The sequence below is a fragment of the Nocardia sp. NPDC058705 genome (assembly GCF_042749305.1).
In the GTDB taxonomy this organism is placed as follows: Bacteria; Actinomycetota; Actinomycetes; order Mycobacteriales; family Mycobacteriaceae; genus Nocardia.
On the sequence record NZ_JBHYRN010000026.1, the window covers coordinates 14,487 to 41,205 of the forward strand.

The 26,719-nt window shown below is 67.8% G+C and carries 23 protein-coding genes; 16 read left to right on the plus strand and 7 right to left on the minus strand.

The annotated features are described in order from the left end of the window. Positions 1-73 precede the first annotated feature (73 nt). Positions 74-847, plus strand: a complete 774-nt coding sequence (locus ACFW6D_RS25000) for an ABC transporter permease (protein ID WP_379332050.1) — start codon at positions 74-76, stop codon at positions 845-847. After that, the gene (locus ACFW6D_RS25005) at positions 844-1,824 is read left to right on the plus strand and encodes a glycine betaine ABC transporter substrate-binding protein (protein ID WP_379331927.1); all 981 of its coding nucleotides are present in this window, start codon (positions 844-846) and stop codon (positions 1,822-1,824) included. Before ACFW6D_RS25000 ends, ACFW6D_RS25005 begins: the two co-directional genes overlap by 4 nt. 249 nt (positions 1,825-2,073) lie before the next feature. Here ACFW6D_RS25005 and ACFW6D_RS25010 read toward each other — a convergent pair whose 3' ends face one another. From ACFW6D_RS25010 to ACFW6D_RS25025, 4 genes are all read right to left on the minus strand, one after another. Beyond that, positions 2,074-2,964: an amino acid ABC transporter permease gene (locus ACFW6D_RS25010; protein ID WP_379331929.1), complete on the minus strand. Its 891-nt coding sequence runs from the start codon at positions 2,962-2,964 to the stop codon at positions 2,074-2,076. Then, positions 2,961-3,632: an amino acid ABC transporter permease gene (locus ACFW6D_RS25015; protein WP_379331931.1), complete on the minus strand. Its 672-nt coding sequence runs from the start codon at positions 3,630-3,632 to the stop codon at positions 2,961-2,963. The genes ACFW6D_RS25010 and ACFW6D_RS25015 overlap by 4 nt, the downstream gene beginning before the upstream one ends. A 90-nt stretch (positions 3,633-3,722) precedes the next feature. Continuing rightward, positions 3,723-4,559 (minus strand): glutamate ABC transporter substrate-binding protein, encoded by an 837-nt coding sequence (locus ACFW6D_RS25020; protein ID WP_379331933.1) that lies wholly within the window; start codon positions 4,557-4,559, stop codon positions 3,723-3,725. Positions 4,560-4,596: 37 nt separating this feature from the next. Next, positions 4,597-5,325 carry an amino acid ABC transporter ATP-binding protein gene (locus ACFW6D_RS25025; protein WP_379232314.1) on the minus strand — a complete coding sequence of 243 codons (729 nt, stop codon included), beginning with the start codon at positions 5,323-5,325 and terminating at the stop codon, positions 4,597-4,599. 242 nt (positions 5,326-5,567) lie between these two features. On the opposite strand from ACFW6D_RS25025, the gene miaB reads away from it, so the two are divergent. Both miaB and ACFW6D_RS25035 read left to right on the plus strand, forming a co-directional pair. Continuing rightward, complete coding sequence (miaB, locus tag ACFW6D_RS25030; RefSeq protein WP_379331935.1) at positions 5,568-7,106, plus strand: tRNA (N6-isopentenyl adenosine(37)-C2)-methylthiotransferase MiaB; 1,539 nt, start codon at positions 5,568-5,570, stop codon at positions 7,104-7,106. A 157-nt stretch (positions 7,107-7,263) separates the two neighbouring features. Further along, a complete protein-coding gene (locus ACFW6D_RS25035) occupies positions 7,264-7,875 on the plus strand; it encodes a hypothetical protein (protein ID WP_379331937.1) in 612 nt (203 codons plus the stop codon). Positions 7,876-8,004: 129 nt separating this feature from the next. Here ACFW6D_RS25035 and ACFW6D_RS25040 read toward each other — a convergent pair whose 3' ends face one another. Continuing rightward, positions 8,005-9,375: a DUF349 domain-containing protein gene (locus ACFW6D_RS25040; protein WP_379331939.1), complete on the minus strand. Its 1,371-nt coding sequence runs from the start codon at positions 9,373-9,375 to the stop codon at positions 8,005-8,007. A 263-nt stretch (positions 9,376-9,638) separates the two neighbouring features. Between ACFW6D_RS25040 and ACFW6D_RS25045 the strand changes: the two genes are divergently transcribed. The 7 genes from ACFW6D_RS25045 to ACFW6D_RS25075 all read left to right on the plus strand — a co-directional run bounded on the left by ACFW6D_RS25045 (position 9,639) and on the right by ACFW6D_RS25075 (position 16,536). Next, on the plus strand, positions 9,639-10,403 hold the full coding sequence (locus tag ACFW6D_RS25045) for a hypothetical protein (RefSeq protein ID WP_379331941.1): 765 nt from the start codon (positions 9,639-9,641) through the stop codon (positions 10,401-10,403). Further along, positions 10,400-11,338, plus strand: coding sequence for a tRNA (adenosine(37)-N6)-dimethylallyltransferase MiaA (gene miaA / locus ACFW6D_RS25050; RefSeq protein ID WP_379331943.1), 939 nt, complete (start codon positions 10,400-10,402; stop codon positions 11,336-11,338). Before ACFW6D_RS25045 ends, miaA begins: the two co-directional genes overlap by 4 nt. Beyond that, complete coding sequence (locus ACFW6D_RS25055) at positions 11,335-12,171, plus strand: TrmH family RNA methyltransferase (protein WP_379231933.1); 837 nt, start codon at positions 11,335-11,337, stop codon at positions 12,169-12,171. The genes miaA and ACFW6D_RS25055 overlap by 4 nt, the downstream gene beginning before the upstream one ends. A gap of 44 nt (positions 12,172-12,215) precedes the next feature. Further along, a complete protein-coding gene (dapF, locus tag ACFW6D_RS25060; protein ID WP_379332052.1) occupies positions 12,216-13,097 on the plus strand; it encodes a diaminopimelate epimerase in 882 nt (293 codons plus the stop codon). 172 nt (positions 13,098-13,269) lie between these two features. Then, positions 13,270-14,703, plus strand: coding sequence for a GTPase HflX (hflX, locus tag ACFW6D_RS25065; protein ID WP_379332054.1), 1,434 nt, complete (start codon positions 13,270-13,272; stop codon positions 14,701-14,703). 97 nt (positions 14,704-14,800) lie between these two features. Beyond that, complete coding sequence (locus ACFW6D_RS25070) at positions 14,801-15,694, plus strand: lysophospholipid acyltransferase family protein (protein ID WP_379331945.1); 894 nt, start codon at positions 14,801-14,803, stop codon at positions 15,692-15,694. Between the two features lie 101 nt (positions 15,695-15,795). Continuing rightward, positions 15,796-16,536, plus strand: a complete 741-nt coding sequence (locus ACFW6D_RS25075; protein ID WP_379331947.1) for a pirin family protein — start codon at positions 15,796-15,798, stop codon at positions 16,534-16,536. Here the strand turns inward: ACFW6D_RS25075 and lexA are convergent. Further along, positions 16,533-17,243, minus strand: coding sequence for a transcriptional repressor LexA (gene lexA / locus ACFW6D_RS25080; RefSeq protein ID WP_379331949.1), 711 nt, complete (start codon positions 17,241-17,243; stop codon positions 16,533-16,535). The genes ACFW6D_RS25075 and lexA overlap by 4 nt on opposite strands. A 232-nt stretch (positions 17,244-17,475) precedes the next feature. Between lexA and ACFW6D_RS25085 the strand changes: the two genes are divergently transcribed. The 3 genes from ACFW6D_RS25085 to nrdR all read left to right on the plus strand — a co-directional run bounded on the left by ACFW6D_RS25085 (position 17,476) and on the right by nrdR (position 20,063). Then, entirely contained in the window at positions 17,476-18,153 is a 678-nt protein-coding gene (locus tag ACFW6D_RS25085) for a hypothetical protein (RefSeq protein ID WP_379331951.1), read from the plus strand. A 155-nt stretch (positions 18,154-18,308) separates the two neighbouring features. Then, positions 18,309-19,535, plus strand: coding sequence for a hypothetical protein (locus tag ACFW6D_RS25090; RefSeq protein ID WP_379331953.1), 1,227 nt, complete (start codon positions 18,309-18,311; stop codon positions 19,533-19,535). A gap of 57 nt (positions 19,536-19,592) precedes the next feature. Beyond that, a complete protein-coding gene (gene nrdR / locus ACFW6D_RS25095; protein WP_379331955.1) occupies positions 19,593-20,063 on the plus strand; it encodes a transcriptional regulator NrdR in 471 nt (156 codons plus the stop codon). Between the two features lie 90 nt (positions 20,064-20,153). Here the strand turns inward: nrdR and hrpA are convergent, their stop codons facing one another. Next, positions 20,154-24,449, minus strand: coding sequence for an ATP-dependent RNA helicase HrpA (gene hrpA / locus ACFW6D_RS25100; RefSeq protein ID WP_379331957.1), 4,296 nt, complete (start codon positions 24,447-24,449; stop codon positions 20,154-20,156). A gap of 308 nt (positions 24,450-24,757) precedes the next feature. Here hrpA and ACFW6D_RS25105 point away from each other — a divergent pair, with 308 nt between their 5' ends. Together ACFW6D_RS25105 and ACFW6D_RS25110 are read left to right on the plus strand one after the other, a co-directional pair. Then, complete coding sequence (locus ACFW6D_RS25105) at positions 24,758-25,399, plus strand: Pr6Pr family membrane protein (RefSeq protein ID WP_379331959.1); 642 nt, start codon at positions 24,758-24,760, stop codon at positions 25,397-25,399. A gap of 54 nt (positions 25,400-25,453) precedes the next feature. Then, positions 25,454-26,677, plus strand: a complete 1,224-nt coding sequence (locus ACFW6D_RS25110; RefSeq protein WP_379331961.1) for an aspartate aminotransferase family protein — start codon at positions 25,454-25,456, stop codon at positions 26,675-26,677. Positions 26,678-26,719: the final 42 nt, after the last annotated feature.

The following is a 26,719-nucleotide window of genomic DNA, read 5'->3' on the forward strand; positions in this document are numbered from 1 at the left end:
CCGAACCCGTGCTGCCCGCGCGTGAACGGAGGGCAGCACCGTGACGAATATTGTTTCCGCTAAGCCACGTTCGATCGTCGACGTGCCCGCCGCGACCGCTGCCCCCGCAACCCAGCGGCGCGCCGAATACCTCCGACTGCTCGCCCAACCGGTGATCGTTGTGATTCTCACTGTCGGCGTGCTCGTCTGGGCGTTCCGGCGCGATCTCACCGTCACCCAGCAGGCCACCATCACGGTGGGCAATATCGCCGAGGTGACCTGGCAGCACATCCTGATCACGGCGGCGGTGGTACTCATCGTCGTCGCGCTCGCCGTGCCGCTCGGGACCTTGCTCACCCGGCCAGGATTCCGCCGTCTCGCACCATTTTTCGTCGGCATCGCCAATATCGGTGCATCGGCGCCTGCGATCGGCCTGATCGTGCTGTGCTACTTGGTCACCCGCACCACCGGGTTCTGGGTGGGGGTCGCGCCGATCGCGTTCTGTTCGCTGCTGCCCGTGCTGCGCAATACGATCCTGGGCTACCAGCAGGTCGACCCCGCCCTGATCGACGCCGGTAGGGGACAGGGCATGTCGCAGGGACTTGTTTTGCGCCGCATCGAGTTTCCCCTCGCAGTGCCCTACATCCTGGCCGGGCTGCGCACCTCGCTGGTATTGGCCGTCGGCACCGCCACCCTGTCGTTCATGGTGAGCGCGGGCGGACTCGGCATCCTCATCGACACCGGCTACAAGCTGCGCGACACCGTCACTCTGACCCTCGGCGCGGTGCTCGCGGTGGCGCTGGCGCTGTTCGTCGACTGGCTCGGCGCGCTGGCCGAACAGTTCCTCGGCCCGAGGGGGTTGCGTTGAGGTTCACCGCAAGATTGCGCTGGATTGCCCCCGTACTGAGCGCGCTGGTCCTCGCGAGCTGCGGACTGCAGTCGGGCGGTTCGGTACCGCTTCCCGTCGGTCCTGCCAGTATCCAACCGGTACCCGAACTCGACGGCGTCGCGGTGACGGTGGGCTCCAAGGACTTCACCGAAGCCAACATCCTGGGCTACATGATCGAATTCGCGCTCACCGCCGCCGGTGCGAACGTGCGCGACCTGACCAACATCCAGGGTTCCAACAGCCTGCGCGACGCCCAGTTGCACGGCCAGATCGACATCGCCTACGACTACACCGGCACCGGCTGGATCAACTACCTCGGCAAGGAGAAGCCGATCCCGACCGAGCAGGCGCAGTTCGACGCGGTCCGCGACGCCGACCTCGCCGAGCACGGCATGGTGTGGGCGGCGATGGCGCCGATGAACAACACCTATGCCCTCGTCACGAGCAAACGCACCGCCGAGGAAACCGGAGTCCGCACATTGTCGGACTATGCGGCCCTGCTCGCGAAAGACCCTGGCGCCGCGGCCACCTGCGTCGGCACCGAGTTCAATGTCCGCCCCGACGGCTATCCCGGATTGGCCGCCGCCTACGGGATAGACCTCGGCAAGTCGCAGCGCCAGATCGTCCAGGACGCGCTCGTGTACCAGGCCACCGCCGACGCCAAGCAGTGCCGTTTCGGCTCGGTCGCCGCCACCGACGGCCGCATCCCCGCCCTCGAACTGGTACTCCTCGAAGACGACAAAGCCTTCTTCCCGAAGTACAACGCCGCCTTGGTCATGCACCGCGACTTCGCCGACGCCCACCCGAAGGTCGCCGAGGTCATGGCCCCGATCTCGGCCCGCCTCACCAACGAGGTGATCACCGAACTCAACCGCCAGGTCGACATCGACGGCCGCGAACCCGCCGACGTCGCCCGCGATTGGATGGTCGCCGAAGGGCTGGTCACCGCAGGCTGATCCGCCGGAACTGGTTGGTCACGCACCGCTGCCTCGGTTGCGCGCTCCATGATGGACGCGGTAGGACAACCGGAAACCGAGGCGCGGTGGGGGTCCCGCGTCCAGCTGCGGCGTGGCTGAAGGACAACTACATCGACAAGGGCAAGCTCGGCGCCGCCACCGGCGAGGGGTTCTACCGCTACGACCAGTAGTCCGAGAACAGAACGAGGCCCGATCCGCATCGGATCGGGCCTCGTTCTGTCGGGGTGTCTACTTCTTGGTGATGTCGACGCCCGGCGCACCGTCGGTGAGGATCGAATCGGCGGCCAATACCGCACCGCCGCTCTTCTTGCGCGACCGCAACCGCTTCTCGAGCGTGGTGGCCAGGAAGCTCAGCGCCATGTTGAGCGAGATCATGATCAGCGCGATGACGATCAACGCGGGGATCGTGTTCTGCATCGATGCGCCTTCTTGCTGACCGGACCGCACCAGCTCCACATAGGTGATCTGGTAGCCCAGCGCGGTGTCCTTGAGGACGACGACCATCTGCGAGACCAGGGCAGGCAGCATCGCGGTGACGGCCTGTGGCAGGAGGATCAGCCGCATGAGCTGGTTCTTGCGCAGACCGAGCGCCACAGCGGCTTCGGTCTGTCCCTTGGGCAGGGACTTGATGCCCGCGCGCACGATCTCTGCGATGACCGCCGAGTTGTAGATGATCAGCGCGATGACCACTGCCGCCAGTGCCAGCTGATCGGACGGGAACACCTTGTAGTCGGCGAAGAATGAGAACAGGAAGATCATCAGGATGAGCACCGGGATCGCCCGAGCGAGTTCGACGATCGCACCCGCCGTCCAGCGAATTGACCCGTGGTCCGACAGGCGCAGGATGCCGAAGAGCATGCCGAAGAACACCGAGCCGATGATCGAGAGGACCGCTGCGGTGAGCGTGCCTTCCAAACCGGGCAAGAGATAGGTCTCCCAGACCTCGGCCTCGAGGAAGGGTTCCCACTTGGCCGCGGTGAACTGCCCCTTTTCGGCGAACGCGTCGTAGAGCCACCAGCCCGCCGCGATGACGATGACGACGACGAGGACCGAATACAGGTTGTGACGCAGCCGCGCGCGGGGCCCGGGGGCGTCGAACAGAACCGAAGCGCCGCTCATCGTGCCACCTCGTATCGCTTGGCCAGCCAGCCGAAGAACAGGCCGGTCGGCAGGGTGAGGATGACGAAGCCGAGCGCGAAGATCGCACCGATAGCCAGAATGGCAGCTTCGTTCTCGATCATTCCGCCCATCAGCGCCGCCGCTTCGGCCACGCCGATCATCGAGGCGACCGTTGAGTTCTTGGTCAGCGCGATCAGCACACTGCCCAGCGGTGCGATGACGGCCCGAAAGGCTTGGGGCAGCACGATCAACCGGAGGTTCTGGGCAAACCCGAAGCCCAGCGAACGGCCCGCTTCGGACTGGCCGAGTGCGACGGTATTGATACCCGAGCGCAGCGATTCGCAGACGAAGGCTGCGGTGTAGACGCTCAGCCCGATGATTGCCCAGCGGTAGTTGATGACTTTGAGGTCGTCACTGCCGAGTTTCCACTGGAGGGTGCTGTACAGGCCGAGCGAGGTGAATACCAGGATCAGCGTGAGCGGGGTGTTGCGGAAGATAGCTACATACGCCGCGCCGACCCAGCGCGCGACCGGGATCGGGGACACGCGCATGCCGGCGACGACGGTGCCGATGACGAGCGCACCGATCGCCGAGAAGAAGGTGAGTTTGATTGTTACCCAGAACGCATCGAGGATTTCGGAGTGATACCTCGAGATCAGGTCGAACACGGACGCGCGTCCTCCGATCGGTGTTGAGGCCAGCAGGACATCACCGTTTCGGTGACCCGGGGTGTCCCCGGGCCACCGAAACGTGGTTGATCAGTAGCGGTCGACGGTCGGCGGTGCCGGAACCGCGAAACCGGTGCCCGCGAAGTTCTTCTCCTGCGCGGCCTTCCACGAACCGTCATCGATCATCGCCTGGATGGCGTCGTTGACCTTGGTGCGCAGCTCCGAGTCGCCCTTTTTCAGGCCGACGCCGTACTTCTCTGTGGTGAAGGTCTTGTTCACCAGCTTGAAGGTGCCCGGCGACTGCGCCGCGTAACCGGCGAGGATGACGTTGTCGGTGGTGACCGCGTCGATCGCACCGCTGCGCATCGCCTCGATGCACAGCGAGTAGGTGTCGTAGGTCTGCAGCTGCGCCTGGGTGTAGTTCTTCTCGATGTTCTGGGCCGGGGTGGAGCCCTTCACCGAGCAGACCTTCTTGCCCGCGAGCGAATCGGGGCCGGTGATGTCGGTGTTGGCCGCCGGGACCAGCAGGTCCTGGCCCGCGATGTAGTACGGGCCCGCGAAATCGACCTTCTCCTTGCGCTTGTCGTTGATCGAGTAGGTGGCCACGACGAGGTCGACCTGGCCGTTCTCGATCAGCGTCTCGCGCTGCGCCGACGGCGCTTCCTTGAACGTCACGTTCTCCGGCTTCACGCCGAGCTTGTCGGCCACGTACTTGGCGACGTCGACATCGAAGCCGCTGTAGGTGCCGTCGGTGTTGCGCAGGCCGAGGCCGGGCTGGTCGAACTTGATGCCGATGGTCAGCTTGCCGTCCTTGGCGTTGTCAAGGGCCGACTTGTCGCTGCCGCCACCACAACCCGCGGTGACAGTGGCAGCCAATGCCAGTGCAGCAGCGCCGATTCCGACGCGCAACGCACGATTGATCCTCATGGGTTTCCTTCTCCTTGTGACGATGATGCTCGAAGAGTCAGTGACTGAGAATTTTGCCGAGGAAATCCCTGGCGCGTTCGGACTTCGGTGCGGTGAAGAATGCTTCGGGTGCGGCGTCTTCGACGATCTCGCCGTCGGCCATGAACAGCACGCGATCGCCTGCCCGGCGCGCGAAACCCATCTCGTGGGTGACCACGAGCATGGTCATGCCCTCCTTGGCGAGTGCCACCATGACGTCGAGCACCTCGTTGACCATCTCCGGGTCCAGCGCCGAGGTGGGCTCGTCGAACAGCATCACCTTGGGGTCCATCGCCAGCGAGCGGGCGATGGCCACGCGCTGCTGCTGACCGCCGGAGAGCTGGGCCGGGTACTTGTCGGCCTGGTTGGCGATGCCGACCCGCTCGAGCAGGGCGAGGGCGTGCTTGCGGGCCTCGTCCTTCTTCTTGCCGCGGACCTTCGTCGGCGCCAGCATGACGTTTTCGAGGATGGTCTTGTGCGCGAACAGGTTGAACGACTGGAACACCATGCCCACCTCGGCGCGCAGCGCGGCGAGAGCTTTGCCCTCGTCGGGCAGTGCGACGCCGTCGATGGCGATGTCACCGGAGTCGATCGGTTCGAGGCGGTTGATGGTGCGGCACAGGGTCGATTTACCCGAACCCGACGGGCCCAGGACGATCACTACCTGCCCACGGGGCACTTCGAGGTGGATATCGCGCAGGACGTGGAGATCACCGAAGTGCTTTTCCACGTTGCGCATCGAGATCATCGGCACAGCAGCGGTCGCGGCTGCGGCGTCGGCTTTCCCCATCGCGGGTGCGGCGTCGTCGGTCATGGTGAGAAACCTTATGTCCAATCTGGAGAATTGCCCGGCTTTCGGCGACACGTGCATGACGGCACGCCGAAACGACACCTGCTGGTAACCCAGCGGTAGTCGGTTACCTTTGCGTATTATTACCCGAATGCAACCGTGATGCGCGTCACGGTAGGGGCTGGCCGTACCCTGGACGGGTGGATTCGACGGTTCAGAACGCGACGGAGAACGCGGCTACGCGCAGCTACGAGGTTCGCACATTCGGCTGCCAGATGAACGTGCACGACTCCGAACGACTGTCCGGATTGCTCGAGGACGCCGGCTACACGAAGGCCGCGGCCGGTGAGACTCCTGATCTGATGGTGTTCAACACCTGCGCGGTGCGCGAGAACGCCGACAACAAGCTCTACGGCACCCTCGGCCAGCTCGTCCCGGTCAAGCAGGGACGCCCCGGCATGCAGATCGCCGTCGGCGGCTGTCTCGCGCAGAAGGACCGCGAGACCGTGGTGCGCAAGGCGCCGTGGGTCGACGTGGTGTTCGGCACCCACAACATCGGTTCGCTGCCGGTGCTGCTCGAGCGGGCCCGCCACAACGACGAAGCCCAGGTCGAGATCCTCGAATCGCTCGAGGCGTTCCCGTCGACACTGCCCGCCAAGCGGGAGTCCGCCTACGCGGGTTGGGTGTCGATCTCGGTGGGCTGCAACAACACCTGCACGTTCTGCATCGTGCCCGCCCTGCGCGGCAAGGAAGTGGACCGCCGTCCCGGTGACGTGCTCGCCGAGGTGCAGGCCCTGGTCGACCAGGGTGTCCTCGAGGTGACGCTGCTCGGTCAGAACGTGAACTCCTACGGCGTGAACTTCGTCGACCCCGACCAGCCGCGCGACCGGGGCGCCTTCGCCCAACTGCTGCGCGCGACCGGACAGATCGACGGCCTCGAACGCGTGCGCTTCACCTCCCCGCACCCCGCGGAATTCACCGACGACGTCATCGAGGCGATGGCAGCCACCCCGAACGTCTGCCCGCAGCTGCACATGCCGCTGCAGTCGGGATCGGATCGGGTGCTCAAGGCGATGCGCCGCTCCTACCGCAAGGAACGCTTCCTCGGCATCATCGACAAGGTGCGCGCCGCGATGCCGCACGCCTCGATCACCACCGACATCATCGTGGGCTTCCCCGGCGAGACCGAGGAGGACTTCCTCGAAACCCTCGACGTGGTCCGCCGCGCCCGCTTCACCAGCGCCTACACCTTCCAGTACTCCAAGCGTCCCGGCACACCGGCCGCCGAACTGCCCGATCAGCTGCCCAAAGCGGTCGTGCAGGAACGGTTCGAACGGCTGATCGCGCTGCAGGACCAGGTGTCGTGGGAGAACAATCAGGCGCTCATCGGGACCGAGGTGGAACTGCTCGTCGCCGACGGCGCGGGCAAGAAGAACGCAGTGACCGCGCGGATGAGCGGACGGGCGCGCGACGGTCGGCTGGTGCATTTCCGTCCCGGTGACGTGACGGGCATTCGACCTGGCGACATCGTCACCGTCGACATCACCGAGGCGGCGCCGCACCACCTCATCGCCGACAGCGCGGTGAAGTCGCATCGCCGGACCGCCGCCGGTGACGCGCACGAACGTGGCATCACGCCCAAGACCGCGCCGATCGGCGTCGGGCTCGGCCTGCCGCGCATCGGCGCTCCGGTCGTCGAAACGGTCGAGAGCGGCTGTTCGACGGGCTGCTCGTCGTGAGCAGTCAGTGGCCGGAGGCGGTAGCGGAGCGTGACCACGCGGGCCGCCTGAGCAGGACCGTGGAGATAGCGTGAGTGGCTCTACTACCGGTCGTAGTGGGTCGGATGCGGACGACGCGAACGGTGATGGCACAGTAGGACCCGCCAACGACCAGCCTGTGGACAGGAGCGGACACGCGGTGAACCCGGCGCGCAACGACCAGGATTTCGAACAATTCCGCGGTGAACTCGATGCGGTGGAACGCCGCATCGCCGGTGAGATCGACCCCGGCGCGCGAGCGCTGGTGGTGGCGGGCGCGGTCTTCGCGCTGCTGATCTCCCTCGTCCTCCCGACCGCGGGCTCCGCGCGCGGCTTCGACGTGCTGCTCAACACCGAAGCCGCGGGTGTCGAACACATCGGTCTGCCGTCGCGCATCTTCGTGTGGATGGTCATCATCTTCGGCGTCGGCTTCTCGCTGCTGGCCCTGACCACTCGCCGCTGGGTGCTGGCCTGGATCGCCTGCGCGGGCTCGGCTGTCGGCTCCGTGTTCGGCGTCCTGTCGATCTGGCACCGCCAGACCCCCGGCCTCGGCAACTACGTGGGCGCGGGCCCCGGCATCGGCCTGATCCTGGGCACCGTCGCGATCATGGTCCTCACGTTCCACTGGGTCCGCGTCGTCTGGAGCCGCACCGCCGTGCAGCTCGCCGCCGAAGAACAGCGCCGGAATGCCGCCCGCGAAGCCGAGGACCGCGACCGCAAGCGTCTCACCGACCCTCCCGCCTCCCCGTGACTTTTGCCGGTCGTAGGGAGGCGGCTGGCTCGGCCGCCGGTCTCACCGGGGTTGCCACGTAAGTTCTGGGCGTACCCGGTGAGTTACCGATGTTCTAGCGAAACCAGTTGTCGTGGGTCGGGATTCGCATTACAAATTGCTGACGGCGCCTTCCGCGGCCTCGGCCCATTCGCGCCACTGCTGAGCCTGTTCCATGGCCTTCTCCGCATCACGCTTCTTGCCCGCCGCGGTGGCCTTGGCGGCCTGCTCCTCGAACTGGGCGACCCGCTCACGGAACTGCGCGGCCCGCGCGACGGCCTCGGGGTCGGAGCGGCGCCACTGCTGATCGGCGGCGTCGCGGACCCGCTTCTCGATGGCGCGCAGCTTGGCTTCCAGTTCCTGCATGCGCTCGCGCGGGACCTTGCCAATGGCGTCCCACTTGTCCTGCAGCTCACGCAGGGCGTTGCGGGCGGCGTCCATGCCGTTGGCCGGGTCGATGTGCTCGTAGGCCGCGAGAAGTTCCAGCTTGGCGGCGGCGTTCTGATCGAACTCGGCGTCGCGTTCGGAGACGGCGGCGTTGCGGGCGGCGAAGAACACGTCCTGGGCGCTCTTGAACCGCCGCCACAGCGACTCGTCGGCCTCGCGCGGTGCCCGGCCCGCGGCCTTCCACTCCGAGAGCAGGTCGCGGAACACCGCGGCGGTGCCGGTCCAGTCGGTGGAGTCGGCCAGTTCCTCGGCGCGCACGCACAGCTCTTCCTTGCGCGTTTTGGCCGTGGCGCGTTCGCGGTCGAGGTCGGCGAAGTGGGCGCCGCGGCGGCGGTTGAACGCCTCGCGGGCCTTGGAGTAGCGCTTCCACAGGGCGTCGTCGACCTTGCGGTCCACCCCGCGGATCGACTTCCACTCGTCGAGAATCTCGCGCAGCCGGTCGCCCGCGGCCTTCCACTGGGTGGACTCGGCGGCGATCTGCTCGGCCTCGGCGGCGAGGGCTTCCTTGCGCTCGGTGTGCTCGTGCCGGGCGCGGTCCTTCTCCTCCTTGGCGTGCGCGGCGGCTTCCTCGGAATGCTCGGTGATCGCCTGCAGGCGGGTCGCGAGACCGTCGAGGTCGCCGATGACAGCTGCGGTCGGCAGCGTCTCGGCCAGGGCCAGCGCGGCGGCCTTGGTCTTGCGGGCGTCGGCGCCCGCGGCCAGCCTGGCTTCGAGCAGGGCGACCTCGGTCGCGAGATCGTCGAAGCGGCGGCCGAAGTGGGCGAGGCCCTCGGTGACGTCGCCTGCCTGCCAGGAGCCGACGACGCGTTCGCCCTCGGCGGTGCGCACCCAGGCGGTGCCGTCTTCGTCGACGCGACCCCACTTGCTGGGGTCGGTGACGGCGGGCACGACCACGGCGTGCGGATGCGGTTGATCGGGGCCCGGCGCCGGTTTCACGGCATGCGGTTTCGGAGCTTTCCCGCCGGGCTTGGGGGTACCGGACGGTCGCGGAGCCGGACCTGGGGTGGGCTTCGCGGTTCCGTTGCTGTCGGTCATTGCTCTCCGTCCCTGCCGCGCGTCACGGCTGCCTGGTTACGCCCTAGCACATCCCATTGAACCCGGTTCGAGCCGCGGAAACCATCGATCCGGTGGATCGAAGAGCGGATTTCCTGGGATTTCGTCCCGGACGACGTGGGTAGTCGCACCTGAAAACACTAGCAATCTCGGCGAGCATCCCGACGCCGGACACTCGCAGACTCCCCGCACGCCCGCGCCGCGCCGGATGCGGCGCGTACCCGCGCTGCCGCTACGGTTACCGCGTGTTCTCGATAGCGGCCCTGGTCCCGTCGCCGCCGATGCTGGTGCCCGAACTGTGTGGGCGAGTCCCGGTGTCCGGCAGCGATCCCGACGATCCGATCGTGGTGCTGCGCGCGGCCGCTCTCGACGCCGCGGCCACCCTTGCCGCGTCCGCCGACCGGTGGATCATCATCGGGGTCGACAGCCATGACCGGATCTACGGTTCCGGGACCCGGGGGACGTTTCGTGGGTTCGGTGCCGATGTTGTCGTCGGGCTCGGTCCGGTGGGCGACGATCCCGGTCCAGCAGACGCCCAGCTTCCCCTTCCGGTACTGGTCGCCGGATGGTTGCGGGAGCGGGTCGCGCCGGGGATTTCGGTGCAGGCGCGGCTGTACGCGGCCGATACGTCGGCCGCCGCGTGCGCCGACGCGGGTGCGGCGCTGCGAGCCGAACTCGACAGTGCGCAGGATCCGTGCGGGGTGCTCGTCGTCGCGGACGGCGCCGCCACGTTGACGGTCAAGGCGCCCGGCTATCTCGACGAGCGGGCCCCCGCGGTTCAGCAGGAACTCGACATCGCCTTGCGCGCGGGTTCGCGGGGCGGTTTGGCCGCGCTCGATCCGCACCTGTGTGCGGAACTGCTCGTAGACGGACGAGCCGCCTACCAGGTGCTCGGCGGGCTGTTCGCGACGGATTCGACCGATCCACTGGTACGTACGCTGTACCAAGGCGCACCCTATGGCGTCGGTTATGACGTGAGCGTGTGGCAACCCGAGGACGGTGACCAGTGATTCCCAGACCGATCGCGGTCGTCGGTCCCACCGCCACCGGAAAGTCCGATCTCGCGCTCGATCTGGCGCAGGAACTCGACGGCGAGATCGTCAATATCGATGCGATGCAGCTCTATCGCGGGATGGATGTCGGCACCGCGAAACTGCCGCCCGACCAGCGTCGCGGCATCGCCCACCATCTTCTCGACGTCCTGGATGTCACCGAGACCGCCACCGTCGCCGCCTATCAGAACTCGGCCCGCACCATCGTCGAGGACATCATGGCGCGCGGGAAAACCCCGGTCATCGTGGGTGGCTCGATGATGTACGTGCAGGCCCTGCTCGACGAGTGGGATTTCCCCGCCACCGATCCCGAGGTCCGTGCCCGCTGGGAAGCACTCCTCGACGAAAGCGGCGTGGGCGCACTGCATGCGGCACTGCAAAAAGCCGACCCGGTCGCCGCTGCCACCATCCTGCCCACCGACGGACGGCGCATGGTGCGCGCGCTCGAGGTCGTCGAACTGACGGGACGCCCGTTCGCCGCTTCGGCCCCGACCATCGGCACCCCTCGCTGGAACACCGCGATCCTCGGCGTCGACCGCGAGACCGCCGCCCTGGACGCCCGCATCGAACTGCGCACCGCGCTCATGTTCGACACCGGCCTGGTCGACGAGGTCCGCGGACTCCTGGCCGTAGGCCTACGCGAGGGCCAAACCGCCCGCCGCGCAATCGGTTACGCCCAAGTCCTGGCCTACCTCGACAATGAATACGACCTCGACCACGCCCGCGAACGCACGCTGATCGGCACCCGCCGCTACGTGCGCAGACAGCGGTCGTGGTTCCGCCGCGATCCCCGGGTGACCTGGGTCGACGGCGCCGATCCCGCGCTCGCCGCGACCGCGCTCGGCAAGCTCCGCGAAGCGAACACCGAACAGACAGGATCAACAGCGCAGTGACGCGACGAGTGAGTACCCGCAACGCCTCGGTCCAGGTGTGGGAGGCCTACCTCAACAACCGGAGCAAACGGTCTCGTGACGGCCGGTTCCTCGTGCAGGGCGTGCGCCCGATCACCCAGGCGGTCGCCAACGACTGGCCCCTGGAAACGTTGCTCTACCGGCTCGGCGGCCCCGAACTGTCGAGTTGGGCACGCGAGATCCTCGACACCGCCGACGTGCCGCAGGTCGGTCTCGTGCCCGAGCTCATGGCCGAGCTGGGGGAGAAGACGGCGAGCGCGCCGGAGATCGTGGCAGTCGCGGTGTCGCAACAGCCGGATCTGGCCGATTACGAGCCCGGCGAACCGGGGGAGGACGCACCGGTCGTCGTCGTGTTCGACCGCCCGAACTCGCCCGGCAACCTCGGCACCCTGATCCGCTCGGCCGACGCGTTCGGTGCGTCCGGGGTGATCGTCACCGGTCACGGCGCCGACCAGTTCGACCCGCAAGCCGTGCGCGCCTCCACCGGTTCCCTGTTCGCCATGCCGGTGCTGCGCGCGGCGGGCCCCGGTCAGGTCCTGGAATTCCGGGACCGCCAGGTGGCACGTGGCATCCCCACCCGCATCGTCGGCACCGACGAACACGCGCCGAGCACCATCTACGACCACGACTTCACCGAGGCCACCATCCTGGTCGTCGGCAACGAGACCACCGGCATGAGCTCGGCCTGGGCCGAGGCCTGCGACGACCTGGTCACCATCCCGATGGGCGGCACCGCCAGCTCGCTCGGCGCGCCCTCGGCGGGGGCGATCAGCCTCTACGAGATCGCCCGGCAGCGACGCACGTTCGCCCGGTAGTGGACCCGACTGCGGCGCAGAGGACAATGGTGAGCGTGTCCGACATCGAATTCAGCAAGGGCCACGGCACGCAGAACGACTTCGTGGTGCTGCCCGACCTCGAGGTGCGCCTCGATCTGTCCGCCGACCGCGTCGCTGCACTGTGCGACCGGCAGCGTGGCCTCGGCGCCGACGGTGTGCTGCGCGTCGCGAAGGCGGGTGCGCTGCTGGCCGCCGGTGTTCTCGAGGTGCTGCCCGACGGTGTCGGCGCCGATGACTGGTTCATGGACTACCGCAACGCCGACGGGTCGATCGCCGAGATGTGCGGCAACGGCATCCGGGTCTTTGCGCACTACCTCAACGCCAACGGCCTGGAAACGCGCACCGAGTACGTCATCGGCAGCCGCGCGGGCGCCCGGCCGGTGGTCGTGCACGCGGCTGGCCGGACCGCCGGCGAAGTCACCGTGGACATGGGCATCGTTCGCGAACTCGGCCCCTCCACCGCCACCCTGGCAGGCTGGGCACTGGCCGGTGTCGGCATCGATGTCGGCAATCCGCACCTGGCCTGCGTCGATGAGAGTCTGACCGCCGAGGCGCTCGCCAAACTCGACCTCACCGTGTCACCCGGCTTCGATCCCGACCTCTTCCCGCACGGCGTGAACGTGGAAATCCTCACTCCGCTCGACGCCGACAACGCCGTCGACATGCGCGTCTACGAACGCGGCGTCGGCGAAACCCGTTCCTGCGGCACCGGAACCGTCGCCGCCGCAGCCGCCGCACTCACTGCCGCGGGTGTGTCGGTCGCCACCGAAACCGGCGAGGTCACCGTGCGGGTGCCGGGCGGTCAGGTCCGCGTCACGATCGTGCAGGGCAGGGCTTGGATGCGTGGTCCCTCGGTGCTGTTGGCCTCGGGAACACTGTCGCGGGACTGGTGGGACGCGCAGTAGGACCGATAACCGCGTGCACGCTGTCACCCCGACGTGGCAGCATGGAGAACGTATGACGAAACCAGTAGAACCCACAGAATCCACATCGGCCGAGCAGAATCACGCGGCCGATCCCGACGTCGCCGCCGAGCGCGGTGACGTCGACGATGCGCTGGCCCGCCACGCGGCCCGCATGAAACAGCCCGGTTGGGCGGCCGAACCGACCAAGGGTGAGATGCAGCTCGACGAGCGCTCCTCGCTGCGCCGCGTCGCCGGGCTGTCCACCGAGCTCACCGACATCACCGAGGTCGAGTACCGCCAGCTGCGCCTCGAGCGCGTGGTGCTGGTCGGTGTCTGGACCACCGGCAGCTCCGCCCAGGCCGACGCGAGCATGGTCGAGCTGGCCGCACTCGCCGAGACGGCGGGCTCGGAAGTCCTCGAAGCGCTGATCCAGCGCCGCGACAAGCCCGACTCGGCCACCTACATCGGCTCGGGTAAGGCCGAGGAGCTGCGCACCATCGTCCTCGACACCGGTGCCGACACCGTGATCTGCGACGGTGAACTCACCCCCGCGCAGCTCACCGCGCTGGAGAAGGTCGTGAAGGTGAAGGTCATCGACCGCACCGCGCTGATCCTCGACATCTTCGCCCAGCACGCCACCTCCCGCGAGGGCAAGGCCCAGGTCGCGCTGGCGCAGATGGAATACATGCTGCCGCGCCTGCGTGGTTGGGGTGAGTCGATGTCGCGTCAGGCCGGTGGTCGCGCGGGCGGCGCCGGTGGCGGTGTCGGTACGCGTGGTCCCGGTGAGACCAAGATCGAAACCGACCGTCGCCGCATCCGCGAGCGGATGGCCAAGCTGCGCCGCGAGATCCGGGAGATGAAGACCGCTCGCGACACCATGCGCGCACGCCGCAGCGAAAGCGGTGTGCCCTCGATCGCGATCGTCGGCTACACCAACGCGGGCAAGTCCAGCCTGATGAACTCGCTCACCGGCGCGGGCCTGCTCGTGCAGGACGCGCTGTTCGCCACCCTCGACCCGACCACCCGCCGGGCCGCCCTCGACGACGGTCGCGAGATGGTGTTCACCGACACCGTCGGCTTCGTCCGCCACCTGCCGACCCAGCTGGTCGAGGCCTTCCGCTCCACCCTGGAAGAGGTGACCGGCGCCGACCTGCTGCTGCATGTCGTCGACGGTGCCGACCCGCTGCCGCTCGAGCAGATCAGGGCGGTGCGCGAGGTGATCACCGACGTGATCAAGGAGCAGGGCACGCAGGCGCCGCCGGAACTGCTGGTGGTCAACAAGATCGACGCCGCCGACCCGAACGAGCTCACCCGGTTGCGCGGCATGCTGCCCAACGCGGCCTTCGTCTCCGCGCACACCGGTGCGGGCGTGGAGGAACTGCGCGAGCGGCTGTCCGAGGTGCTCGGCGGACTCGATGTCGACATCAGCGTGCTGCTGCCCTACAGCCGCGGCGACCTGCTGGCCCGCATCCACGCCGACGGCCGGATCGTCACCGCCGATCACGAGGAGGGTGGAACCCGGGTGCGCGCGCGGGTGCCGCACGCCTTGGCGGCGGCCCTGTCCGAATACGCCCACTCCGGTCCGGCCGAACCGGCGCACAGCTGATCTTTTCTGCTGATTTGCCCGCCGATAGCGGATAAATGTTGATGCGACACAGGCATTTTCGGACGCTATGGTCGAATATCGACAGCAGGAGGGTGTTATGTCGAACGACCATCAACGTACGGAAAATGTGACGGAGAACAGGGTCGCGGAGGGCGGCCCTGTTCTGTCCGATGGTGCGCCGTTGAACCCGGCGCCCAGCGAATGGGACATCCGCGCCTTCGAGGCGGTGCTCGCGCCGCTGCGGGCGTGGACCAGCCCGAAGTTCTACGGCCTGGACAACATTCCGGCCGACGGTCCGGTGCTGATCGTGGCCAACCACAATCTGCTCGGCGGGATCGACGCCCCGCTGATCATGCCGGAGATCCTGCGTGAGCGCGGCAGGCTGGTGCGCGGTCTGGCCGAACACGTGCTGATGGTGCCCGTCGTGCGGGACTTCCTGCACCACTTCGGCGCCGTCCGCGGCACCCGTTCGAACTGCCTGGCGCTGCTCGAACGCGGGGAAGCGGTGGTGGTTTTCCCCGGCGGTGGCCGTGAGGCGATCCGCCGCAAGGGCGAGAAGTACGAACTCAAGTGGGAGGGCCGCACCGGTTTCGCGCGGATGGCGATCCAGGCGGGCGTCCCGATCGTGCCGCTGGCGATGATCGGCATCGACGACGCCTACGACATCGTCTTCGACGGCCAGCACGCGGTGATGTCCCCGTTGCGCTGGACCTGCCGCCTGCTCGGCATCAACCCCGAACTGAGCCCGCCGTTGGTCAAGGGCGTCGGCCCGACCCCGCTACCCCGCCCGGAACGCTTCTACTTCTCGGCGGGCACCCCCATCGACCCCACCCCGTGGATGGAAGCCGACGACCTCGACGGCGCCGCCGCCGACCTGCGCGACGTGGTGCGCAAGGGCCTCGAGGAAGAACTGCAGTTCCTGTTCAACGAGCGCGAACGCGATACCGGCCGCACCCTGGTCGGCCGCCTGCGCAAAGCGCTGCCCTGGTGACCCGAACTCGCTGACGGCTGGATCGGCGCCGTGGAATGCCCGCGACGCCGATTCCGTTACCCAGTTATACGGACCGAGGTCCGGATGATGGAAGGGTGACGATGACAGGACAGGTCCAGGTCGTGCCCGGCGCCGACCGCAGGCGCTGGCGCAACGAATGGCTCGACTCGCGCCAGTCGTTCCCGGTCACCGGCAATTTCGTGCTCGAGGATTACGCGCACGGACTGCTGCTCGTGCACAACGAGGACATCGTCGACCCCGGCGAAGGGTTCGACACCCATCAGCATCGCGATACCGAGATTCTCACCTGGGTACTGGAAGGTACTGTGGTGCACCAGGATTCGGTCGGTCACGCAGGATTGATCCGTCCCGGGCTAGCCCAGCGGATGAGCGCGGGGACGGGCATTCTGCATTCGGAGCGCAACGGTGCGGGTTATCGGGAGCGCGAGCGCCTGCACGTGGTGCAGATGTGGATCCCGCCGGACGCCACGGGGGCGACCCCGAGTTACCAGGAACTCGACATCGAGGGCGAACTCGCCCGCAACACGCTGGTCCCGGTGGCGTCCGGTATGTCACGTCATCGCGGCGAGGCGGCGATCGGCATCGGCAACCGTCATGCTGCCTTCCACGTCGCGCGACTGGATCCCGGTCAGTCGATCACGGTTCCCGACGCACCCTATGGTCACGTCTTCCTCGCTCGTGGCACGGTTGACTACGAGGGCTACGGCACCCTGGAGCAGGGCGACGCCGTGCGCCTGACCGCGACCGGCGGCCACCGCGTAACCGCCGTGACCGCCGCCGAGCTGCTGATCTGGGAGATGACCGCGACCGTGCGCCGCTAGATCTTGCGGATGACGGTGACGACCTTGCCCAGGATTTGCGCGTCGTTGCCGGGGATCGGCTCGAAGTGCGGGTTGTGCGGCATCAGCCACACGTCCTTGCCGGTGCGCTTGAAGGTCTTCACCGTGGCTTCGCCGTCGATCATCGCGGCGACGATGTCACCACCCTCGGCGACGTTCTGCTGACGCACCACCACGAAGTCGCCGTCGCAGATGGCCGCGTCGACCATCGACTGGCCCACGACCTTGAGCAGGAACAGCGAACCCTCGCCGACGAGCTCGCGCGGCAACGGGAACACGTCCTCCACGGCCTGTTCGGCCAGGATCGGGCCACCGGCGGCGATCCGGCCCAGGACCGGCACGAAGGTCGGTGTCGGGCGACTCGGGTCGGCCTCGTCGGGCTGGGGCAGTGTCGTGACCGAACGCACCGCCTCGTCGAGCCCGCGGACATTCACCGCGCGCGGTCGATTCGGATCGCGGCGTAGATACCCCTTGCGTTCGAGGGCGCGCAGCTGATGGGCCACCGAGGAGGTGGAGGTGAGACCGACCGCGTCGCCGATCTCGCGGATGCTGGGCGGATAGCCCCGTTCGGTCACCGAGGACCGGATGACATCGAGGACCGTGCGTTGACGCACGGTGAGATCCGTTCCGGATCCCGATGTGACGGTGCCGGTGCCGCTTTCGTCACCCGTGTCGTCTGTGTGGGTCACCGTGTCCCGCCCTTCTGAGTTGTCGAATTCGCCATCTCGAGGCTAGTCGGGCCACGCCGAACTATCAAACATCTGTTCGAGCATGTCGGGCGTTTCGTGCTGACAGTCGCGCTGGAATCTGGTAGAAATCGAACATCAGTTCGTCGCACAGGTGTTCGAACAACGAGAGGCGCAGTCGCCTCACCAGTACTTTCTCGCAGCAGCGGAGCACACCACCCCGGAGGTTCTTCCGATGAGCACAGCAACCAGCGCCCTGCGTTCCTTCGACCCCACCGCGGCCCCTGAGCCGCTGCTCCGCCGACGCCGGACCGCCCGCGCCCCACGGCCTTTCGCCTTGGTCCGGCCGACTTCTCAGCCCGCGGCCGTCGAACAGAAGGCGGTCGAAACACCACCCGTCGCAAGCCCTGATTCGTCCCGCCGAACCGCGGATGTGACGCGCAGTATCGTCCGATCCGGCGTGCTGAGCGCCCCCGGCCTGCCCGCCGCCGAACCTGCCGAGATCGTGCGCGTCGCCCGGCGGATCGAACTCACCGACGCCGAGCTCGATCTCGCTTTCGCGACTGTGCCCCGCAGTGAACCGGCGCGCCGAACCCGTGAGGTCGTTCGCCCGTCGGCCGATCGCGGCCCGCAGTACCGCACGCCGCACAGTGAACTCTCGCTCTACGCCCGAGGTCCCGTGCGCGCCGGCCGTGCGCAGGGTGTGCATCCGCTGCACCGGGTCGAACAGGCCAAGGTCGGGTTCGCCGCTTTAGCTGTGACGGCGCTGGTGACCGCGCTGATCGTCGTCGCTTTCCTCGGGCTCGCGCATGTACGCGCGGGCAGTTTCGTCGACCATGTCGACTCGACCGTCCCCGCAATCTCGGAGCAGGCGGGTCTCCCGTCCGGCCCCCAGTTCGAACCCGGCCGATGAGCCGAAAATAGTTGTGCACAAACATTTTCGGGAACTGTCGGTCGGCGTGCGCAGTGGCCGGTATCGACGAATCGCACCCCGAAACTAGAACACGTTGCTACGGTGGCGAAAGTCGGGGCGGGGGCCTCGACCGAACCCCCGGAGGCGAGGTCTCGGTGCGCCGCAGCTCGATCGCACTACTGCTCTGCGTGGTGCTCGGCGGTCTGCTGACACCCGCCGCGCACGCGATTCCCGCGTATACCGAATACCTCGACCTGCCCGCGCTCAACAGTGACGGCGAATACGGCGGCGGGCTACACCCGGATCTTCCCTCGACACAGCCACCCCTGCTCGACGCACTCACCCAGGCGCGCGCCGCCGACATCGACCCGACGCGGTACGCGACCCTGCTGCACCAGTATTGGCTCGTCGTGGCCACGGACAACGCCGCCATCGACCTCGAAGCGTGGGTGCCCGAGCGCGGCGCCGCCGCCAACTCCGCCACCTTCAACCAGGTGTACGTGAACTACTTCCGCCTCGCCGCCACCCGCTCCGACCTCTACTGGGCAGGCATGGCAGGCATCGCGGGCGCCTCCTTCGCCGCGGGCTTCTTCGACGTCGGCGATGTCGGCGACATCGTCACGGTCGGTGGCATCCACCAACTCGGCAACACGGTCGCCGACCTGCTCCGCGCCACCCCGCCCGAACTGCTCACCGGTGTCCCCGCCGACATCACCGCCCTGGCTACCCTCGGCCCACGCCTGACCGCCGCCGATCTGGCCTGGTATCAGACGCGGCTGATCACCATGCAAAAGCACATCTTCACCGACCTGGTCTCGATGCACGAGGCCTACCTCGCCGAGGGCATGGCAGCCATCGACGAGATGTACGCGGCCGGCGTGATCGGCGACCGCATGCGGGCGGCATGGCGGGGGATCGACGGCGGTACCGAAGCGGGCCGCGTCGACGCGCTGACCGCCATGGCCGATCGGGAGCAGAACGAGATCGTCGCCGACCAGTGGGATGTGACCGCGAACGGTCGCGACGGGATGGGCCGGGTGCTCACCTATGTCACAACGGTCGCGGGCAAACCCGCCGTTCCCGGCACCCGCGCGCCCGGCGTGTACGCCCCGGTCACGGTGTGGTCGCCGGTCGCCGCCGGCCGCCCGCTGGGGTTACGGATGCCGCTGCCCGCGTTCAACTGGGCCGACCGCGACACCCGCTGGGACTACCTCGCCGCCGACCTGCTGCCCCGCCACCTCGCGCTCGCCGCCGATACCGCGCGGTCGGCGACGGTGTATCGCGAGCCGTTCGCCGCCAAGCTCGACCGCGGCCGACTGCTGACCCGGTTGCCCGCCGTCCTCGCGGACCTGACTACGCAGTGGCAGGTTGTGTCATCCTGAGCGGTATCCTGTCAAGAGCCATGGAATAGAAATGCGCATCGACGAAGGAATCCTCGGATGCATTGCCCGTACTGCCGACACCCCGACTCGCGCGTCGTCGACTCGCGGGAAGCCGAGGAGGGCACCGCGATCCGTCGCCGTCGTTCCTGCCCGAGCTGTGGGCGCCGGTTCACCACGGTCGAGACCGCGATCCTGTCGGTGGTCAAGCGCAGTGGCGTGACCGAGCCGTTCAGCCGGGAAAAGGTGATCGTCGGTGTGCGCCGCGCCTGCCAGGGCCGCGAAGTCGACGACGACGCCCTGAACCTCCTGGCCCAGCAGGTCGAAGACGCGGTGCGCGCCAAGGGTTCTCCCGAGGTTCCGAGCCACGAGGTCGGCCTCGCCATCCTCGGCCCGCTGCGTGACCTCGACGAGGTGGCCTACCTGCGCTTCGCCTCGGTCTACCGATCCTTCACCAGCGCAGCCGATTTCGAACGCGAGATCACCGAGATGCGAGCGGCTCGCGCGGCCGCGGTCGTCGCGACCGACTGAGCCGCGACGCAGCTCTCCGCACCGGTCGGCCGCCGTCGCCGCGACCGATTGCGCTGCGACACATCGGCTCTCCAACGCGCGGCGGCGGTTTCAGCGTCGGATCGAGCTGATGGCCTTTTCGATGCGCTTGGCAGACACCGGGTAGGGCGTGCCCAGCTTCTGGGCGAACAGGCTGACGCGCAGTTCCTCGATCATCCACCAGATCTCGGTGACGTCGCGGGCATTCTTGCGGCCGGGCGGTAGCGCGGTGACGAGCTTGTCGTAGGCGGACAGCATCCGGTCCACCTCGACCATCGCCTGCCGGTCACGTACCGCCGAGCCGGGCAGCGATTCCAGGCGCTGCGCCGCGGCGAGCAGGTAACGGGGGAATTCACGCAACCGCACCCGCCCCCATTCGGCGACGAAGCCGGGGAACAGCAGGTCGTCGAGCTGCTGGCGGACATCGTCGGCGATATCTGTTTCGAGGGTGTCCGACAGCGCCGAACGTGCCTGCTGTGCTGCGGCGAGGACCGGCACGACCGCCCGGATCAGCGCGACGACCACCGTGGACAGTTGCGGGCGAACGGCCGCGACCAGTTTGTCGAACTCCGCGGGCGTGCGGACGGGGCCGCCTGCCCTGGCGATGAGTTCGTCGGCGGCGGCGACCCGGCAGTCCTCGACCAGCTTGTCCAGGGAGCCATCGGGGTTCTGGCTCAGGGCCAGCCGATCGCGGGCGGGCAGCCCGGCGGTGACCGCGCGGGTCGAGGTGGGGATCGCGGCGAGTAGCAGCGTGCGCACGCCCGCGCGCATCGCAGCCGCCTGCTCGGCGGGTGAGCTGAGCACGCGCACCGCCACACCTTCGCCCTCGGGCACCAGTGCCGGGTAGCCGGTCACCGTTTGTCCGGCGACCTCGCGACTCACCGTCGGTGCGACCGAGCCGAGCGATTCCGAGGTCCACACCGTCGCGGGCGCGCGCTCGGCACCAGCGGTGGCCCGCGCGACCGAGGCCGAAACCTGGTCGGCCAGTAGCGCTTTCAGCTGCTGTAGACTCTTGCTCTTGGCGAGCACCTTGCCCTGCTGATCGACTGCGGCGAAGGTCATCCGCAAGTGGTCCGGCAGCGCGGTGGCGGGAAGATCGTCGGCGGTGATGGTGACCGACCCCAGCCGCGAAAGTTCTCGCGAGAGGCCCGTGCGAAGAGGTTCGGCGCGCGGAGTCAGCGCGCGCAGGGCAGCCGCCGCGAAGTCGGGAGCGGGAACGACCGCGCGCCGCAACGTTTTCGGGAGGGTCTTGATGAACGCGGCCGCTAGTTCCTCGCGCATGCCCGGCACCAGCCAGTCGAAGCCGACCGCCCGCACATGCGCGAGTTGCTCCACCGGGATGCGCGCGGTGACGCCGTCGTCGTCCTGGCCCGGCTCGAACTGGTAGGTCAGCGGGAAGCTGAGTTCACCCTGACGCCAGGCGTCGGGGAAGTCGGTCGGGTCGAGTGCGGCGACACCGGCATTGACCACGGTCTCGGTCGAGAAGTCCAGCAGGGCAGGGTCTTTGCGTTCGGCTTTGCGCCACCAGCTGTCGAAATGGCGCACCGACACGATGTCGGCGGGCACACGCTTGTCGTAGAACTCGAACAGCACTTCGTCATCGACGAGGATGTCGCGCCGTCGGGCGCGATGCTCGAGGTCGGCGACATCGTCGATCAGGGCGCGGTTGCGGGCGAAGAACCCGTGCCGCGTCTGCCATTCCCCCTGGACCAGGGCGTGGCGGATGAACAGCTCCCGCGACAGCTCCGGGTCGATCCGTCCGAAGTCCACCGGCCGCCCGGTCACCAACGGCACCCCGTACAGCGTGGCCCGCTCATAGGCCCGCGCCGAACCGCGCTTGGCCGACCAATGCGGTTCCGAATACGTACGTTTCACCAGGTCACCGGCAAGCCGCTCGGCCCACTCCGGCTCCACCTTCGCCGCGATCCGCCCCCACAACCGCGAGGTCTCCACCAGCTCCGCCGCCATCACCCAGCGCGGCGCCTTCTTGGCCAGCGACGACCCAGGGAAGATCATGAACTTCGCATTGCGTGCCCCGAGGAACTCGCGAGACTCCGCCTCGCGCACACCGATATGCGAGAGCATGCCTGCCAGCAGCGACTGGTGGATCTGCGTGCTCGGCCGCGGCATAGCGTCGTCGTCAGCCGAATCCGGCGACCCGCCACCAGCTTTCGCAACCGCCGCGTGCTGTCCACGCTTGCCGTTGCCGCCGTTGCCGCCGTTGCCGCCGTTGCGTCGAGAGCGGTCGGGCGTCTGGTGCGAGCCGGTGTCCTCGGCGTTCGTCACGTCGGATGCGCTGTGGATGTCAACCGAGTCCGTACTCGACGCGGCCGCCGGGCGTGCGGAATTGCCGCGTCCACGACCGCGGCGTCCGCGATTGCCGCCGATACCGTCGGCCGAGCGGTCGGTAGCGCCGGTGCGCCGGGAACCGACCGACTCACTGAGCCCAGTGGTCTCGGAATTCGCTTGTCCGCGACCCGCACCCGCGTCGTTCCAGCCCATCCCGCGCGCGATCGTGCGTAACTGGCCGTGCAGGTCCTGCCACTCCCTGATCCGCAGATAGTGCAGGAACTCGTCCCGACACATCCGCCGGAACTGGTTGGAAGACAGTGACTTCCGCTGCTCGGTCAGATAATCCCACAGCCGCAGATACGCCAGGAAATCCGAGCCCTCGACCACGAAGCGAGCATGCTGGGCATCGGCAGCCTGCTGATGCTCGACGGGCCGTTCGCGCACATCCTGAATCGACAGCGCCGCCACAATGATCAGCACCTCGTCGAGACACCCGTTGCGCTGCGCTTCCACCAGCATCCGCGCCATCCGCGGATCCACCGGCAGCTGGGCCATCTCCCGGCCGATCGGGGTCAGCGTGAGATGACCACCCGAATCCGCTTCGGCGTCAATGGTTTTCGAACTCCCGTGCGCCAGCGCACCGAGTTCCTCGAGCAGTGCGATGCCGTCGCGAATCGCGCGACGATCGGGGGCCTCCACGAACGGGAAACTCTCGATATCGCCCAGCCCCAGCGCCGTCATCTGCAGAATGACCGCGGCGAGGTTGGTGCGCAGGATCTCCGGTTCGGTGAACGCGGGCCGCGCCTCGAAATCATCCTCGGAATACAGCCGGATACAGATACCGTCCGCGACACGACCACAGCGCCCGGACCTCTGCCGCGCGGAGGCCTGCGAAACCTCCTCGATCGGTAGCCGCTGCACTTTGGTGCGCATCGAATAACGTGAAATACGTGCCGTACCAGGGTCGATGACATAGCGGATGCCGGGCACGGTCAGCGAGGTCTCGGCGACATTGGTGGCCAGCACCACCCGGCGACCGGTATGCGGCGCGAACACCTTGTGCTGCTCGGCCGCCGACAGTCGCGCGTACAGCGGCACGATCTCGGTGCGGGGCAGTTTCAGGTCACGCAGCGCGTCAGCGGTATCGCGGATCTCGCGTTCACCCGACAGGAACACCAGCACGTCACCGTCGCCCTCGGCGAACAGTTCCACGACACCGTCGGCGATGGCGTCGGTGGGATCGCGGTCGACGACCCGTGTGTCCTCGTCCTCGTCGACCCCCGGTAGTTCCAGCGACAGCGGCCGATACCGCAACTCCACCGGATACGACCGCCCCGACACCTCCACGATCGGCGCCGGAGTGCCCTGCGCATCAGCGAAATGGCGGGCGAACAGCTCCGGGTCGATCGTGGCCGAGGTGATGATCACCTTCAGATCGGGCCGTCGCGGCAGCAACTGCTTCAGATAGCCGAGCAGGAAGTCGATATTGAGGCTGCGTTCGTGCGCCTCGTCGATGACGATCGTGTCGTAGCGCCGCAGCATCCGGTCGCGCTGGATCTCGGCGAGCAGAATGCCGTCGGTCATGAGCTTGACCAGCGTGCGGTCCGAAGCCTGATCGGTGAAGCGAACCGTATAGCCGACCACGTCACCCAGTTCGGTGCCCAGTTCCTCGGCGATGCGCTCGGCCACCGTGCGCGCGGCGAGCCTGCGCGGCTGGGTGTGGCCGATGGTGCCGCGGATGCCGCGACCGAGTTCGAGGCAGATCTTCGGGATCTGGGTGGTCTTGCCCGAACCGGTCTCACCGGCCACGATCACGACCTGGTTGGCGGCGATGGCGGCGGCGATGTCGTCGCGGCGCGCGGAAACGGGGAGTTGTTCCGGGTAGGTGATCTGCGGAAGCGCCGCACGGCGGTTGGCCACGCGGGTCTCGGCGGTGGCGATCTCGGCCTCGACGGCGGGTAGGTCGTCGGGACGGGCACGGTCCAGCGAGCGTCGGAGCCGGTGTTCGTCGCGTAGCGAGACTTCCGCCAGGCGATTGCGAAGCGCGCGGGTTTCGGCGCTGGATGTCCTGGTCATTGCGGCTACCAGCCTAGCGAAGGGCGCCACCGAATTTCCCGCGCGTCGGCTGCGCGCACCCTCGCGGAGACCAAGGACACACCGTGTCGTGTGGCCGTCGAGGTCCGCGAGTCCGCACACCTGTCCGTGACGCGACAGGTACGCGAGTCCGAACTCCCGGTCAGCGGGGTCGGGTCATGCGAAGATCCCGGCATGAGCCGCCAGCGTACGGAAGCGTGCAGCGGGCTCGGCATGCCGAATCGGCCGGCGGGGTCGACACGCACAGGAGCCACTTCACCTGACGTCCGAGTGTTCGGAAAGGACACCGCATGAGCACACCGGTACGAACGGCGTGGTGGATCAGGGCGTACCGGATCGCGTTCGGGTTGCTCGGGGTCCTCGCCCTGGTGTGGATCCCGTTGCGCAATATCGACTCGGCGACGTTCTCGCTCACCAACTATCTGAGCTACTTCACCATCGAATCCAACGTGCTGTCGGTGATCGTGCTCCTCGTCGGCGGCGGCCTCGCCCCACAAAGTCAACGCTGGCAGACGTTTCGCGGCGCCGTCACCCTCTACATGCTGATCACGATGGTCGTATACGCCATCCTGCTGGCCGACGTCGACGTGATGCTCACCGACAAGTGGATCAACGACGTCCTGCACCGCATCGTCCCGCTGGTCCTGCTCCTGGACTGGCTGTTCGTCGCCATGACGAAACGCCTGCGACCCACCCTCGAACTGGTCGGCCTGTGGCTGATCTTCCCGGTCGCCTACGGCGTCTACAGCCTGATCCGCGGCCCGATCGTCGACTGGTATCCGTATCCCTTCATCGACCCACGCACCCAGGGCTATGTGTCGCTGACCATCGGTCTGGTGGTGTTGCTGGTGGTGTTCGTCGTGCTCGCGGTGGCGATGGCCTCGCTGGGCGACCTGCCCGCCCGATGGCGTGAACGCAAGTCCGAGGACTGAGACAGCGGTGGGCCAGGTGCGCGCGCGGTAGCCGAGTGGGGTAAATGTGGACCCATGAATGCGCTCTGGCATGGATTCGCCGATATGGGTGCCGTCAATCGTGACGGTGCGTTCGTTGTGGCTCGCGGCGAGGGCGCCTACGTCTTCGACACCGCGGGTAAGCGGTACCTCGACGCCACCGCCGGGCTGTGGTTCGCCAATGTCGGCCACGGTCGCGGCGAGATCGCCGACGCGGTCGCCGACCAGCTGCGCACCATCGCGCACTACTCCAACTTCGGCGATCTCACCGAAGCCCCCACCCAGGAACTCGCCGAGAAACTGTCGTCGATCGCGCCCGTTCCCGGCAGCAAGATCTTCTTCACCTCCGGTGGTTCGGACTCGGTGGAAACCGCGGCCAAGCTGGCCCGGCGCTACTGGCACGAACAGGGCCGCCCCGACAAGAAGATCCTGGTCGGACGCCGACTGGCCTACCACGGCATGCACTACGCGAGCACCGCGCTCGGCGGTCTGACGCCGAACAAAGAGGGCTACGGCGTGCTGGTCGAGGACACCCGCACCGTCGAATGGAACGACGCCAAGTCGCTGCTCGCCCTCATCGAAGAGGTCGGTGCCGAGAAGATCGCCGCGTTCTTCTGCGAACCGATCATCGGCGCGGGCGGGGTGTACCTGCCGCCGCAGGGTTACCTGGCCGAGGTCCGCCAGATCTGCCGCGACCACGACATCCTGTTCGTCGCCGACGAGGTCGTCACCGGTTTCGGGCGCATCGGCGGCTCCTGGTTCGCCTCCACCCGCTTCGACCTGCAGCCCGACCTGATGACCACCGCCAAGGGCCTCACCTCCGGCTACCTCCCGATGGGCGCGGTTTTCATCGCCCCCCACATCGCCGAACCCTTCTACGCGGGCGGCACCTGGTTCCGCCACGGCTACACCTACGGCGGCCACGCCGGTGCGGCCGCCGCGGCCCTGGCCAACCTCGCCATCGTCGAACGCGAAGGCCTCCTCGAGGAAGCCGCTCGCCTCGAGTCCACGCTCCACACCGCTCTGGCCCCGCTGGCTGACCACCCCCGCGTCGCGGAGGTTCGCAGCGGTCTCGGTGCAGTCGCAGCCGTGCAGCTCGCCGACCCGTCCGAGGGGCCCGCGCTGGTGAAAACCCTTCGCGGACACGGCATCTCGGGCCGCGCCGCCGGTGCGGGCGCCATGCAGATCTCGCCGTCGTTCGTGATGACCGACGCGCAGGTCGCCGAACTGGCCGAAGGATTCGCCCGCGCCCTGGGCTGATTCGCCACACCATCGGGCCCGTCGGCGAAACTCGCTGGCGGG